Source organism: Comamonas serinivorans (genome assembly GCF_002158865.1).
In the GTDB taxonomy this organism is placed as follows: Bacteria; Pseudomonadota; Gammaproteobacteria; order Burkholderiales; family Burkholderiaceae_C; genus Comamonas_E; species Comamonas_E serinivorans.
On record NZ_CP021455.1, the window covers coordinates 2,935,790 to 2,949,271 of the forward strand.

General features: G+C 69.1%; 11 protein-coding genes. 5 read left to right on the forward strand and 6 right to left on the reverse strand.

All coding sequences use genetic code 11. The features are described 5' to 3' along the window. Positions 1-87: 87 nt before the first annotated feature. Positions 88-1,236 (forward strand): iron-containing alcohol dehydrogenase, encoded by a 1,149-nt coding sequence (locus CCO03_RS12395; protein WP_087281486.1) that lies wholly within the window; start codon positions 88-90, stop codon positions 1,234-1,236. Positions 1,237-1,517: 281 nt separating this feature from the next. Here the strand turns inward: CCO03_RS12395 and acs are convergent, their stop codons facing one another. From acs to pmbA, 3 genes are all read right to left on the reverse strand, one after another. Next, positions 1,518-3,503 carry an acetate--CoA ligase gene (gene acs, locus CCO03_RS12400; RefSeq protein WP_087281488.1) on the reverse strand — a complete coding sequence of 662 codons (1,986 nt, stop codon included), beginning with the start codon at positions 3,501-3,503 and terminating at the stop codon, positions 1,518-1,520. 498 nt (positions 3,504-4,001) lie between these two features. Beyond that, positions 4,002-4,934, reverse strand: a complete 933-nt coding sequence (locus CCO03_RS12405) for a substrate-binding domain-containing protein (RefSeq protein ID WP_157667668.1) — start codon at positions 4,932-4,934, stop codon at positions 4,002-4,004. Positions 4,935-5,193: 259 nt separating this feature from the next. Further along, positions 5,194-6,582, reverse strand: a complete 1,389-nt coding sequence (pmbA, locus tag CCO03_RS12410; RefSeq protein WP_087281492.1) for a metalloprotease PmbA — start codon at positions 6,580-6,582, stop codon at positions 5,194-5,196. Between the two features lie 191 nt (positions 6,583-6,773). On the opposite strand from pmbA, the gene yjgA reads away from it, so the two are divergent. From yjgA to CCO03_RS12425, 3 genes are all read left to right on the forward strand, one after another. After that, the gene (gene yjgA, locus CCO03_RS12415; RefSeq protein WP_087281494.1) at positions 6,774-7,445 is read left to right on the forward strand and encodes a ribosome biogenesis factor YjgA; all 672 of its coding nucleotides are present in this window, start codon (positions 6,774-6,776) and stop codon (positions 7,443-7,445) included. A gap of 78 nt (positions 7,446-7,523) precedes the next feature. Then, the gene (gene mog / locus CCO03_RS12420) at positions 7,524-8,108 is read left to right on the forward strand and encodes a molybdopterin adenylyltransferase (RefSeq protein WP_418236022.1); all 585 of its coding nucleotides are present in this window, start codon (positions 7,524-7,526) and stop codon (positions 8,106-8,108) included. A 75-nt stretch (positions 8,109-8,183) separates the two neighbouring features. Further along, positions 8,184-8,774 (forward strand): IMPACT family protein, encoded by a 591-nt coding sequence (locus CCO03_RS12425; RefSeq protein ID WP_087281499.1) that lies wholly within the window; start codon positions 8,184-8,186, stop codon positions 8,772-8,774. Between the two features lie 681 nt (positions 8,775-9,455). Here the strand turns inward: CCO03_RS12425 and hflX are convergent. From hflX to der, 3 genes are all read right to left on the reverse strand, one after another. Further along, a complete protein-coding gene (gene hflX, locus CCO03_RS12430; RefSeq protein WP_472298377.1) occupies positions 9,456-10,622 on the reverse strand; it encodes a GTPase HflX in 1,167 nt (388 codons plus the stop codon). A gap of 126 nt (positions 10,623-10,748) precedes the next feature. Beyond that, the gene (hfq, locus tag CCO03_RS12435) at positions 10,749-10,994 is read right to left on the reverse strand and encodes an RNA chaperone Hfq (RefSeq protein ID WP_087281503.1); all 246 of its coding nucleotides are present in this window, start codon (positions 10,992-10,994) and stop codon (positions 10,749-10,751) included. A gap of 130 nt (positions 10,995-11,124) precedes the next feature. Then, positions 11,125-12,456, reverse strand: a complete 1,332-nt coding sequence (gene der, locus CCO03_RS12440) for a ribosome biogenesis GTPase Der (RefSeq protein ID WP_087281505.1) — start codon at positions 12,454-12,456, stop codon at positions 11,125-11,127. A gap of 306 nt (positions 12,457-12,762) precedes the next feature. On the opposite strand from der, the gene CCO03_RS12445 reads away from it, so the two are divergent. After that, the gene (locus CCO03_RS12445) at positions 12,763-13,470 is read left to right on the forward strand and encodes a helix-turn-helix transcriptional regulator (protein WP_087281507.1); all 708 of its coding nucleotides are present in this window, start codon (positions 12,763-12,765) and stop codon (positions 13,468-13,470) included. The last annotated feature ends 12 nt before the right edge of the window (positions 13,471-13,482 follow it).

Consider the following 13,482-nt stretch of genomic DNA (forward strand, 5'->3'; position numbering starts at 1 on the left):
TGACCCTGAGCCGATGGCCGCGCGCCACGCCGGCCGGCGTCAGGAATCGCCCCGAAACGGGCACCCCTTTGTGAGAGCTGTTGTGCCATGTCCCAGATCCGCTATGTGACCCAGATCGAGTTTGACTTCGGTGCCGTGCGCAAGCTGCGCGGCGAGTGCGAACGCGTCGGCATCATCCGTCCCTTGATCGTGACCGACGCCGGCATCCGCGCGGCGGGTCTGCTCGATCGCGTGCTGCAGGCGCTGGGCGACGTGCCCGCGGCGATCTTCGACGAAACCCCGTCCAACCCCACCGAAGGCGCCGTGCGCGCCGCCACGCGCCTGTACCGCCAGGCCGGGTGCGACGGCCTGATCGCCCTGGGCGGCGGCAGTGCCATCGACTGCGCCAAGGGCGTGGCCATCGCCGCCACGCACGAGGGACCGCTCAAGACCTACGCCACCATCGAAGGCGGCTCGCCGCGCATCACCGAGGCCGTGGCGCCGCTGATCGCCGTGCCCACCACCTCGGGCACCGGCAGCGAGGTGGCGCGTGGCGCCATCCTCATCGTCGACGACGGGCGCAAGCTGGGCTTTCACAGCTGGTCGCTGGTGCCGCGCGCGGCCATCTGCGACCCCGAGCTGACGCTGGGCCTGCCCCCGCTGCTGACGGCCGCCACCGGCATGGACGCCATCGCGCATTGCATGGAAACCTTCATGGCCGCGGCCTTCAACCCGCCGGCCGACGGCATCGCGCTGGAAGGCCTGCGCCGCGGCTGGGCCCACATCGACACCGCCACGCGCGATGGCAGCAACCGCGACGCCCGGCTGAACCTGATGGCCGCGTCCATGCACGGCGCCATGGCGTTCCAGAAAGGCCTGGGCTGTGTGCATTCGCTGAGCCACAGCCTGGGCGGCGTGAACCCCAGGCTGCACCACGGCACGCTCAACGCCCTGTTCCTGCCCGCCGTGGTGCGCTTCAACGCCAGCGCCGCCAGCGTGCAGGCCGACCAGCGGCTGGCCCGGCTGGCCCAGGCCATGGGCCACGCGTCGGCCAGCGACGTGGTGCCCGCGCTGGTCGAGATGAACGCGCGCCTGAACCTGCCCAGCGGCCTGGCCGAGCTGGGGGTGACCGAAGCCGACTTCGAGCGCATCACGGCCGGCGCGCTGGCCGACCACTGCCACGCCACCAACCCGCGCGAGGCCAGCGCCGAGGACTACCGCGAGATGCTGCGCGCGTCGCTGCGGGTCCAGGCCTGACGGCCAGGCACAGTTCGACGCCCTCCCCCGAGAGGTTCAGGCGCTTGGCCATCCGGTGGTCAGATCGGGGCCCGACAGCCCATCCCCGAAGCGGGTGCCCCATGGCCCCGCCGGCCATGAGCATGTCGATCACACGGCGGTGCAGAAGCCAGGCCCGGCCAAGGCACTGCCGTCGAGTCGCCTGGATCCACGGCGCAGTGGCCTGCCCCTTAAAAGCAGTATGCCCCTGCTGCCGTTCATCCACAAACGGCGACAGGGGCATACCCTAGAATGTCAAACGATCAGTACTTCTGATCGAGCTGCCCCAGGATGGCGGGGTTCTCCAGCGTGCTGGTGTCCTGCGTGATGGCGTCGCCCTTGGCCAGGCTGCGCAGCAGGCGGCGCATGATCTTGCCGCTGCGGGTCTTGGGCAGGTTGTCGCCAAAGCGGATTTCCTTGGGCTTGGCGATGGGCCCGATCTCCTGCGCCACCCAGTCGCGCAGCGTCTTGGCGATGGCGGCGCCGTCGGCGGCATCCTTCACCGGGCGCTTGAGCACGACGAAGGCGCAGATGGCCTCGCCGGTCAGGTCATCGGGGCGCCCGACCACGGCGGCCTCGGCCACCAGGTCGGTCTTGGCCACCAGGGCCGACTCGATCTCCATGGTGCCCATGCGGTGGCCCGAGATGTTCAGCACATCGTCGATGCGGCCGGTGATGCGGAAGTAGCCGGTCTTCACATCGCGCACGGCGCCATCGCCGGCCAGGTACACGCCCCCGCCCAGCTCGGGCGGGAAATAAGCCTTCTTGAAGCGCTCAGGGTCGCCCCAGATGGTGCGGATCATGCTCGGCCAGGGCTTGCGGATGACCAGCATGCCGCCCGAGCCCTTGGGCATGTCCTGCCCGCTCTCGTCCACGATGGCCACGTCCACGCCCGGCATGGGCAGGGTGCACGAGCCCGGCACCAGCGGCGTGACGCCGGCCAGCGGCGTGATGACGTGGGCGCCGGTTTCGGTCTGCCAGAAGGTGTCGACGATGGGGCAACGCTCGTGGCCCACCTCGCGGTAGAACCACATCCAGGCTTCGGGGTTGATGGGCTCGCCCACCGAGCCGAGCACGCGCAGGCTGTCCAGGTTCCAGTTGCGCGGGTGCACCGTGGCGTCCGAATCGGCCGCCTTGATGAGCGAGCGGATCGCCGTGGGCGCGGTGTAGAAGATGCTGACCTTGTGGCGCTCGATCATCTGCCAGAAGCGCCCGGCATCGGGATAGGTGGGCACGCCTTCAAAGATGACCTGCGTGGCCCCGGCCGCCAGCGGCGCATAGGCCACGTAGCTGTGCCCGGTGATCCAGCCGATGTCGGCCGTGCACCAGAACACGTCGTCGGCCGCCCAGTCGAAGGTCCACTCGAAGGTCTGGCGCACCATGAGCAGGAAGCCCGCCGTGGCGTGCTGCACGCCCTTGGGCTTGCCGGTGGAGCCCGAGGTGTAAAGCACGAACAGCGGGTGCTCGGCGTCCACGGGCGTGGGTGCGCACTGGTCGGACTGACCGGCCAGCGCCTCGGCAAAGCCCTTGTCGCGCCCGTCCACCTTGTCCCAGGCCGTGGCCGTGCGCTCGTACACCAGCACGCGGCGCACGCTGTCGCAGCCGCCCATGGCCAGCGCGTCGTCCACGATGCGCTTGAGCGGCAGCTCCTTGCCGCCTCGCATCTGGTAGTTGGCCGTGATCACGAGCACCGCGCCCACGTCCTGGATGCGCTCTTGCAGGGCCTTGGCCGAAAAGCCGCCGAACACCACGGAATGGGTGGCGCCGATGCGCGCGCAGGCCTGCATGGCCACCACGCCCTCGACCCCCATGGGCATGTAGAGGATGACGCGATCGCCCTTTTGCACGCCTTCGGCCTTCAGCGCGTTGGCAAAGCGGCTCACGCGCGCCAGCAGCTCTTTGTAGGTCACGCGGCTGACCTGGCCGTCGTCGCTTTCGAACACGATGGCGGTCCGGCGCTCGACCGGTGTGCCCAGGTGGCGGTCCAGGCAGTTCGCGCTGGCGTTCAGCTCACCGTCGGCAAACCAGCGGTAGAACGGCGCCTGGCTGTCGTCCAGGGTTTGCGTGAACGGCTTGTGCCAGACCAGCAGGTCGCGTGCGCGCTTGGCCCAGAACGCGGGCAAGTCGGCGGCGGCTTCAGCGCACAGGGCTTCGTAGCCCGCCATGCCCTGGATGCGGGCATGGGCGGCTTGCGCTGCCGTGGGGGGGAACACGCGGTTCTCGACCAGAACCGATTCGATTTCGCTCATGGGCTTGTCTCCTGTAGCCAGGCCGCGCCACCACCCAGGCCGGGCGCCGCCAACACGGGCCATCATAGCGAAGCCACGCCCCGCGGCGCGGGCCGGCGGCCGGGGCGAGCAACCCATGGCGCCGCCTACAGACAGGCAGTATCACTGAGCTGCCGTTGATTTTGAGACGGCAACTGCCTCATACCCCAACCCAGACACCAGAGACGCCATTGACCGAAGCCGACGGCCTGCGTGCCGGCGATTCATCGGGCTGCGGAGGCCGCAGAGCCGTTGCATCCGCAGCGGCACGAAGCGAGTGGCCGCTGCTGTTGCCGATGGCGCCGCCCAGATGCCGCCAATGGCCGCAGCCGCGGCTGCGCTGGCCTGTGGGTTGGCGCGGTCGCCGTGTCCATCGCGTTTCCGTCAACTGGCGCCGGGCCACGCCGGGCGGTGACCCAAGGCGGCTTGCCCGGCGCTGACCGTGCGCGGTCCTGCAACAGCGGGCGGCCCCTGCCCGCCTCATGGCTGTGGTGCCGCCGTCATCCCCAACTGCCGGCTCGTGGTGGCCGTGGCCTCGGACTGCAGGTGGTCGGCCAGCTGCCGGGCCGTGGCGCTGGCGTTGTGGCGCACGGCCATGCCGTAGTCCAGCGACACGTTCAGCGCCGGCGTCATGGCCGCCAGCTGCAGCCCGGCCGGCAACTCGCCCAGCGCGCGGCCCTGGGCACAGGGCGCGATGGCCATGTGGGCCTGATTGGCCTGCACCGCGGCCACGGCGCTGTCCTGGCCCGGGTTCTGGGCGCGCCATTGCCGCAGCTTGCCCTGCAAGGTCTCGCGCAGGCCGGGCTGCAGGCCCTCGGCCTGCACCAGCACGCGCGCCAGCGGTTCGGTGGGGGCATGGCCCTGCAGGTCGCCGGCCAGCACCACGCCCTTGCGCTGCCACTGCCCCATGGCCGTGGCGGGCACCACGGGCAGGCGGCTGAGCGTGCACAGCTGGTCGCGCCACAGCCACTGCGTGCGGCCCCAGGCATCGCCCACGCCCAGCGTCTGCGGCAGCACATCGCCCGGGTGCACCACGAGCACGTCGTTGTCCGACGGCGGCACGGCCAGGCCGACGTACAGCTGCACCGCGCTGCCGGCGGTGCTGTTCAAGGCCTGGCGCAGCTGGCCCGAATCACCGTAGTGGACCGTGACGGGCTGCGCGTGCCGGCGCTGGAAATCGGCCAGGACACGCATGAGCATGGGTTTGAGGCTGGCGTCGGCCCAGATCAGGCTGGCCTGGGTGGCTGCCGCGGGCGCAGGGGCCGATGCCGCGGCCGGGTTGGCCGGTTCGCTGGTCCGCGTGCAGGCGGCCAGCAAAGCCAGCGCGCCCAGGCTCAGCCAGGCCACGGCGCGCCGGGCGCCAGCCAGCGGCAAGCGGTGCACCACCGACGCGGGAGGGCGCGCCGGCTTCATGAAGCGGGGGGAAACAGGTTCATGCATGCGGCCATTGTCGCTGCATGGCCGTGGGCGGCCCGTGCGCCGTCCGCCAGACCTGCGCTGCCGCTGCCCAATGGGTGCGAATCAGGTTGACTCACTCCCGGTGGCCACAGTCCTACCTTGAGGGCCATCGCCGGGGCGCGAATTCGGTGCTGCCCCCGCAGGCCGCGCAGGTCCCGGCAGACCGTTTGCGAACGCCTGGCCTGCGCGAGCCCGCGGTTGGCGGCCCGCCCGCTCAGCTGCCCGCCACCTTCATGCGCTTGACGAGCACGGAGCCCACGGTCTTGGCGCCGTAGTTGTAGGCATCGGCGCCAATGGCCGCGATGTCCTTGAACATCTGCTTGAGGTTGCCGGCGATGGTGATTTCCTCCACCGGGTAGGCGATTTCGCCGTTTTCCACCCAAAAGCCGCTGGCGCCGCGCGAGTAGTCGCCCGTCACGGGGTTCACGCCCTGGCCCATCAGCTCGATGACGAACAGGCCGGTGCCCAGCTTCTTGAGCATGGCCGGCAGGTCATCGCCGGGCCGCGTCTTGCTCGACGTCAGCAGCAGGTTGTGCGAGCCCCCTGCGTTACCGGTGGTCTTCATGCCCAGCTTGCGCGCCGAATAGGTCGACAGGAAATAGCCCTGCACCACGCCGTCCTTCACCACGTGGCGCGCCTTGGTGCGCACGCCCTCGTCGTCGAACGGGGACGAGCCCTTGCCACCCGGGATGTGCGGGTCTTCGAACAGGTCGATGTGCTTGGGGAACACCTGCTGGCCCAGGCTGTCGGGCAGGAAACTGCTCTTGCGGTAGAGCGCGCCGCCGCTGATGGCCTGCACGAAGCTGCCCAGCAGGCCCGCGGCCAGCGTGGACTCGAACAGCACCGGGCACTGGGTGGTGGGAATCTTGCGGGCGTTCAGCCGGCTCAGCGCGCGCTCGGCGGCGTAGCGGCCCACGGCCTCGGGCGCCGCCAGGTCCGCCGCATTGCGCATGGACGAGTACCAATGGTCGCGCTGCATGCCGGCGCCCCGGCCGGCGATGGGCGCCACCGAAAGGCTGTGGCGCGAGCTGGCGTAGCCGCCGCGAAAGCCGTTGCTGTGGGCCGTGAAGAAATGGCTGTGCTGGGCCGACACGCCCGCGCCTTCGCTGTTGGTGATCTTCTTGCTGGTGGCAAAGGCCGCGCCTTCGCAGCGCAGGGCCAGCTCGGTGGCCTGCTCGCTGGTCACGGCCCAGGGGTGGAACAGGTCCAGGTCGGGCTGGGTCTTGGCGATGTCGCCCTTGTTGGGCAGGCCCGCGGCCGGGTCCTTGGCCGTGAAGCGCGCGATGTCGTAGGCAGCCTGCACCGTGCGCTCGATGGCCTCGCGCGAGAAATCAGAGGTGCTGGCATTGCCGCGCCGCTGCCCCAGGTAGACCGTGATGCCCAGCGACTTGTCGCGGTTGCGCTCCACCGACTCCAGCTCGCCCTTGCGCACGCCGACCGACAGGCCACAGCCTTCCGACGCTTCGGCGCCCGCCGCCGTGGCGCCCAGCTTCTTGGCGTGCTGCAAGGCGTGATCGACCAGGGATTCGAAAAAATCGCGGCTGAAACTGAAACCGGCCTCGCGAAATGCAGGCGAGGCCGGGGAATGCGTGTTGTGCTTCATATGGCCGGCTATGATACTTGCCCGTTTGCGAGGCACTGCGCGGCGTCCGCGCCGCGCCGGTGCTGCACCCCTGTACCGCGGGCGGCCACGACCTCAGCCTGCGCCCGGCCGCCCTGCAGCGGGCCGCGTCATGCGGGCTCAGGCAGCCCCAGGCGCACCGCCCGCCCACGCCCAACACCCTTCATCACCCCATGTCCCGCAAACCCAAAAAAGGTTACTTCGTCAAAGGCCACTTTGTGGCGGCCGGCAGCGAACTCGACCAGGAGCTGCAGCGCGAACTGCGCGGCGGCGAAGCGCCCACCAAAACCGAACTCAAGGCACAAAGCACCGAGCTGCAGGCGCTGGGCGAAGCCCTGCTGACGCTGCGCAGCGACCTGCGCGCCAAGATCGCCCTGCCCGACCGCCTGGCCGAAGCCATCGCCGAGCTGGGCCGCATCACCAACTTCGAGGGCAAGCGCCGTCAGAGCCAGTTCGTCGGCAAGCTGATGCGCAAGCTGGACGAGGACGAGGTGCAGGCCATCCGCGAAGCGCTGGAGCTGCAGCGCCAGGGCGCCAACGCCGACGCCGCCGCCCTGCATGCGGCCGAGCATTGGCGCGAGCGCCTGGTGGCCGATGACGCCGCCGTCACCGACTGGCTGGCGCAGTTTCCGGCCACCGACACCCAGCAGCTGCGCGCGCTGGTGCGCCAGGCCCGCAAGGACCACATCGCGCCCGATGCCCGTGCCGTGTCCGAAGGCAAGGCGCCGCGCCAGGGCCGGGCGTTTCGCGAGCTGTTTCAGCTGGTGCGCGAGCAGATGCTGGCCGCCCGCGACGCGCAAGGCGAGGCCGACACCGACCGCGAAGCCCACGACGACGAGGCCTGAGCCATGGCCGACGCACCCTCGCCCGACCGCCCGCACGATCCTGTTCACGCCGACCCAGCCCGCGCCGTCAGCGGCGCGTTGGACCCCGTTCGCATCGGCATCGTCTCCATCAGCGACCGCGCCAGCCGCGGCGTGTACGCCGACCAGGGCCTGCCCGCCCTGCAGGACTGGCTCACCCAGGCGCTGCGCAACCCGCTCACGATCGAGGCACGGCTGATCGCCGACGAGCAGGCCTTGATCTCGCAGACCCTGATCGAGCTCGTCGACGCCGGCTGCGCGCTGGTGCTGACCACGGGCGGCACCGGGCCCGCACCGCGCGACGTGACCCCCGAGGCCACGCTGGCCGTGGCCGACAAGGTCATGCCGGGCTTCGGCGAACAGATGCGGCAGATCAGCCTGGCCTTCGTGCCCACGGCCCTCCTGTCGCGCCAGGTGGCCGTCATCCGCGGCCGCAGCCTCATCGTCAACCTGCCCGGCCAACCCAAGGCCATCGCCGAGACGCTGGCCGGCTTGAAAGACGCCGACGGCCAGCCGCGCGTGCCCGGCATCTTCGCCGCCGTGCCCTACTGCATCGACCTGATCGGCGGGCCCTACCTCGAAACGCACGACGCAGTGTGCGCCGCGTTCCGCCCCAAATCGGCGCAGCGGCCGCCCAGGCCTTGACACAGCGACCCGGTATCAGGCCACTGCCGTTTTCAAACAAACGGCAGCACCACCATACTGCCCATTTGATTTGACATGCCTTTCACCCTGCGCGCGCCTTGCCACAGCGAGCTGACGATCAAGAAAAGCCGCTTCATCGGCTGCGTGCAGGCCGTGGCGTCGCGCGAGGAGGCCCAGCGCATCGTCCAGGACCTGTGGCGGGTACATCCGCAGGCGGCCCACGTGTGCTGGGCCCTGATGGCCGGTGGTCAGTCGGCCGCGGCCGACGACGGCGAACCCTCGGGCACGGCCGGCCGGCCCATGCTCGAGGTCTTGCGCCATCAAGACCTGACCGGGGTGCTGGCCACCGTGGTGCGGTACTTCGGCGGCGTGAAGCTCGGCGCCGGCGGCCTGGTGCGCGCCTACACCGACGCGGTGGCCCAGGCGCTGCTGCAGGCCGAGCGGCAGCCCGTGATCGCCCTGACCGAGCTGCACTTCGCCTGCGCGTATCCCCACGAAGGCCTGGTGCGCCGCGCCATCGAGGCCCATGCCGTCACCCTGCTGCAGGTGGACCACGGCTCGGACGTGCGCTGGCGGGTCAAGCTGCCCCAGGCGCAAGCGGCCGACTGGCTGGACGCGCTGGCCAACCAATGCCAGGGGCGGCTACAGCGCATCGAGCCGGACTGACGCCGCTGGGGGGCCTGGACCTGGCGACGCGGCGCTGGCGCGTGGACCTGATGGTGGCGGCGCGGGCAGGTGGGTGACATGGGGTGGCAGTGCCGGTTGCGGCTGGCCGCAAGCCGATCGGCCAGCGCGCTCTTTGCTGGCCTCAAGCAGCACCATCCGCTGCCCATGTGCATGACCGCGGCGTGTGCCACCGAGCCATCGCGTGTGCACGGCAACCGCGATGACGCGCATGGGTCTATCCCTGCGTCGTGCACCGACGCCTGAAATCGCTCCTTGACAATTGAACGGGGGAATGACGAATTCCTTTTGCATGACAACGGGTTGGATGCAAGAGGTTGCCCCGTACACGCGGGGATAGACCCATCAAAACCACGCTCGCCGACAAGATGGTGGGGGTTGCCCCGCACACGCGGGGATAGACCCTCACCGGACGAATCACGCTTGGAGTCGTTCGAGGTTGCCCCGCACACGCGGGGATAGACCCGTGCCGAAGCTTGGGAAAGCATCGCGCAAGCGGGTTGCCCCGCACACGCGGGGATAGACCCAGAGAGGCAAAGCCCTGTCACACCATCACCGGTGGTTGCCCTGCACATGCGGGGCCGATGGCCGCCATGCAGCACATCGGTCATGGGTATCAGTCGTTTCCCGTCTGTTTTTCAACGGAAAACAGCCCATACCCCATCACAGCCCGCGCGGATCCGGTGGTTCGGGTTCGGCCGGCGGGGGCGCCTGGGCCGCGTCCAGCGCGCGCTGGGCCAGCTCGGCGCGCAGCGCGTCCAGCCCCTGGCCGCTGGCCGCCGAGACGAACAGCCGCGTGACCATCTCGCCGTCGACCTCGAACAGCCCGCGCAGGCTGGTCGGCTGGCGCTCCGGCTCGATGAGGTCGAGCTTGTTGAACACCAGCAGCTGCGGCACGGTGTCGGCGCCGATTTCGGCCAGCACGTGCTCCACCTGGTCCATCTGTTCGATGAAGTTGGGATTGGATGCGTCGACCACGTGCAGCAGCAGGTCGGCGTCCGCCGCCTCCTGCAAGGTGGCCTGGAAGGCATCGACCAGGCCATGCGGCAGGTCGCGGATGAAGCCCACGGTGTCCGACAGCGACACGGCGCGCCCCGCCTCGGCCAGCCAGAGCTGGCGCGTGGTGGTGTCCAGCGTGGCGAACAACTGGTCGGCGGCGTAGGCGCGGGCCTTCACCAGGGCGTTGAACAGCGTCGACTTGCCGGCGTTGGTGTAGCCCACGAGCGAGATGTTGTAGACCTCGCGCCGCTCGCGCTGCTTGCGCTGCGTGCCGCGCTGGCGCTTGACCTTTTCGAGCCGCTCCTTGGTGCGCTTGATGGCGTCGCCGATCATGCGGCGGTCGAGTTCGATCTGGGTTTCGCCGGGGCCGCCGCGCGTGCCGATGCCGCCGCGCTGACGCTCCAGGTGGCTCCAGCGTCGCACGAGGCGGGTTTGCAGGTACTGCAGGCGGGCCAGCTCGACCTGGAGCTTGCCTTCGTGGCTGCGGGCGCGCTGGGCGAAGATCTCGAGGATGAGCAGCGTGCGGTCGTTGACCGGCAAGCCGATGTGGCGCTCGAGGTTGCGTTGCTGGCCCGGACTGAGGGCCTGGTCGAACAGGATTTCCTGGGCACCGTGCTGGGCCGCCAGGGCCTTGAGCTCGTCGGCCTTGCCGGAGCCCACGAACAGCGCGGCATCGGGTGCGCGGCGTTTGCAGGTCAGGCGCGCCACGGGCTTGAGGCCCGCGGTTTCGGCCAGCAGGCCCAGCTCTTCGAGTTCGGTGTCGAAATGGGGGAGTCCAAAGTCCACGCCCACGAGCAGAACGGGGGCGGAAGGTGTGGCTTGTGCAGTCAAAGAAGTGTGTGAAGTGAGGGGGTCGCCGCCTGCCTGATGTCGCTTCAAAAGCAGTATGGCCGGGTTTCCGTTGATTCCTCAACGGCAACCCGGCCATACTGCCTTACGACAGGCGGTGGTCAGGCATCAGGCCTGGCCTTCTCCAGCGTCGTTCAGGGCCAGGTTCACAGGGCGGCCGGGAACAATGGTCGAGATGGCGTGCTTGTACACCATCTGGGTCACCGTGTTTCGCAGGAGGACCACATACTGGTCGAAAGACTCAATCTGACCTTGCAGCTTGATGCCGTTGACCAAATAAATGGACACTGGCACATGCTCGCGACGCAGGGTGTTGAGAAACGGGTCTTGTAGAAGTTGCCCTTTATTGCTCACGATATTCTCCGTGTTCGAGAGAGTTGAAAGAACGGCGGACGATAGCACAGCAGGTCCGGCCACTCGGGAAAATGCACTTCCAAAACCTTACGGTTTGTGCTTGTGACGGGCCGCGGCATGGCCGGGTCCATCAGTCTGCGTAGGGGTTGTGGCTGGTCTTGGTTTCGATGCGCAGCGGCGTGCCGACCAGGTCGAAGGCCTGGCGGAAGCGCCCTTCGAGGAAGCGCTTGTAGGCGTCGGTCAGGTGCTCGACGGAGTTGCCGTGGATCACGATGACGGGCGGGTTCATGCCGCCCTGGTGCGCGTAACGCGGCTTGGGCCGGAACATGCCGGCGCGCTTGGGTTGCTGGAATTGCACGGCCTCTTGCAGCTGGCGCGTGAGCTGAGGCGTGGACATCTTGCGGTAGGCAGCCTTGTGGGCCCGCGTGAGCGAGCCCCACAGCGGCCCCAGCCCCTGGCGCTTCTGCGCCGAAATGGTGTGCAGCTGCGCAAACTTGAGGAACGCCAGGCGCTTGTCGATGGAGGCCTGCACCTGCTCGCGCTGGTAGCTGTCCACGGCGTCCCATTTGTTGATGGCCACCACCAAGGCGCGGCCGCTGTCGACGATGAAGCCGGCGATGTGCGCGTCCTGGTCGGTCACACCTTGCGTGGCATCCAGCAGCAGCAGCACGACGTTGGCGTCTTCGATGGCCTGCAGGGTCTTGACGACCGAGAACTTCTCGATGGCCTCGAACACACGACCCTTGCGGCGCAGGCCGGCGGTGTCGATGAGCTCGAACTTCTGGCCTTCGCGCTCGAAGGGCACGCTGATGGCATCGCGCGTGGTGCCCGGCATGTCGAACGCCACCAGGCGCTCTTCGCCCAGCCAGGTGTTGATCAGCGTGGACTTGCCGACGTTGGGCCGGCCGGCCACGGCCAGGCGGATCACGCCCTCTTCCTGCGTCTCCTCGGCATCCTCGTCGCTGGGCAGGTTCAGCGAGTCCAGCGCCAGCTCGAGCAGCGAGCGCACGCCCTGGCCATGCGCGGCCGACACGGGCAGCACGTCGCCCAAGCCCAGCTCGTAAAACTCGGCCAGCTGCGCGCCTTCGCGCATGCCTTCGGCCTTGTTGGCCACCAGCAGCGCCGTCTTGCCCAGGCGGCGCAGGTACTCGGCGATGTCGTGGTCCTGGCCCGACAGGCCGGCCCGCGCATCGACCACGAACAACACCACGTCGGCCTCGGCCACGGCCTGCTGGGTTTGCTTGGCCATCTCTTTGTAGATGCCGGCATCGGCCTCGGGCTCGAAGCCCCCGGTGTCGATGACGATGAATTCGCGCTTGCCCAGGCGGCCATGGCCATAGTGGCGATCACGCGTGAGGCCGGCAAAGTCGGCCACGATGGCATCACGCGACTTGGTGAAGCGGTTGAACAAGGTGGACTTGCCGACATTGGGCCGGCCCACGATGGCGATCACGGGTTTCATTATTTGCAATCAAATTTCTTATCGGATTACGCCCATCAAACGCCAAATGAATTTTTATTAATGCGTTTGATTGCAAACATCCGGTCTGACAGCTTGGCGCGCCAAGTGTCGCTGGGCCCCGATTGTCGCTGCTTGGGCGACGCCTCGGTCCACAGGCCGCCATGCCCCCATGTCCAGCAGGCCACCGCGCCACCGCCCGGGCCCGGCATCCAGCGGCGTGACGGCCTATGCTCGGGCCATGCTGCACGCCGCGCGCTGGACCTCGCCTCTTCGACTTTGCCATCGGCCCACAGGCCAGGCCCGGCCATGAGCGCCCCCCGCTCGGCGCGCCTGCTGACCTTGCTGGACGAACTGCACCGACGCCGGCGGCCGGTGCAGGGGGCGGTGCTGGCCACGCGGCTGGGCATCAGCCTGCGAACGCTGTACCGCGACATCGACACCCTGCGCGCGCAGGGCGCAGAGATCGACGGCGAGCCCGGCATCGGCTACCTGCTGCGCGCCGGCCACCTGCTACCCGCCATGATGTTCTCGGCCGAGGAGCTGGAGGCCGTGGTGCTGGGCACACGCTGGGTGGCCGCGCAGGGCGACGCCCAACTGGCTGTGGCCGCCCAGGCAGCGCTGGACCGCATCGTCACCGTGCTGCCCCCGGCCCTGCGCCTGCAGGTGGAAACCAGCGGGCTGTTCGCGCCCCAGTGGGGCACGCGGCCAGCCGAGCCCTGGGTGGCCACGCTGCGCCAGGCCATCCGCGATGGCCACCGCGTGCGCCTGCAGTACGCCGACGCCGAGCAGCGCACCAGCGAACGCGTCATCTGGCCCTTCGCCATGGCGTTTCTGGCCGACAAGCGCCTGCTGGCTGCGTGGTGCGAGCTGCGTCAGGGCTATCGGCACTTTCGGGCCGACCGCGTGCTGGCGCTGGACGACCTGGGACAGCCCTACCCGCGCCCACGCCACGACCTGCTGCGCGACTGGCAGCAGGCCCTGCGCACGTCGTCCGTCACTGCTGACAGAAGCTGACAGGAGCAGGCG

What these genes read in the sequence shown, in the direction of transcription:
- yjgA (WP_087281494.1), top strand. Translation starts at nt 6,774, where the DNA reads ATGTCCCGCAAACCCAAAAAAGGTTACTTCGTCAAAGGCCACTTTGTG.
- CCO03_RS12405 (WP_157667668.1), bottom strand. Translation starts at nt 4,934, where the DNA reads ATGAAGCCGGCGCGCCCTCCCGCGTCGGTGGTGCACCGCTTGCCGCTG.
- CCO03_RS12395 (WP_087281486.1), top strand. Translation starts at nt 88, where the DNA reads ATGTCCCAGATCCGCTATGTGACCCAGATCGAGTTTGACTTCGGTGCC.
- der (WP_087281505.1), bottom strand. Translation starts at nt 12,456, where the DNA reads ATGAAACCCGTGATCGCCATCGTGGGCCGGCCCAATGTCGGCAAGTCC.
- CCO03_RS12445 (WP_087281507.1), top strand. Translation starts at nt 12,763, where the DNA reads ATGAGCGCCCCCCGCTCGGCGCGCCTGCTGACCTTGCTGGACGAACTG.
- CCO03_RS12425 (WP_087281499.1), top strand. Translation starts at nt 8,184, where the DNA reads ATGCCTTTCACCCTGCGCGCGCCTTGCCACAGCGAGCTGACGATCAAG.
- pmbA (WP_087281492.1), bottom strand. Translation starts at nt 6,582, where the DNA reads ATGAAGCACAACACGCATTCCCCGGCCTCGCCTGCATTTCGCGAGGCC.
- acs (WP_087281488.1), bottom strand. Translation starts at nt 3,503, where the DNA reads ATGAGCGAAATCGAATCGGTTCTGGTCGAGAACCGCGTGTTCCCCCCC.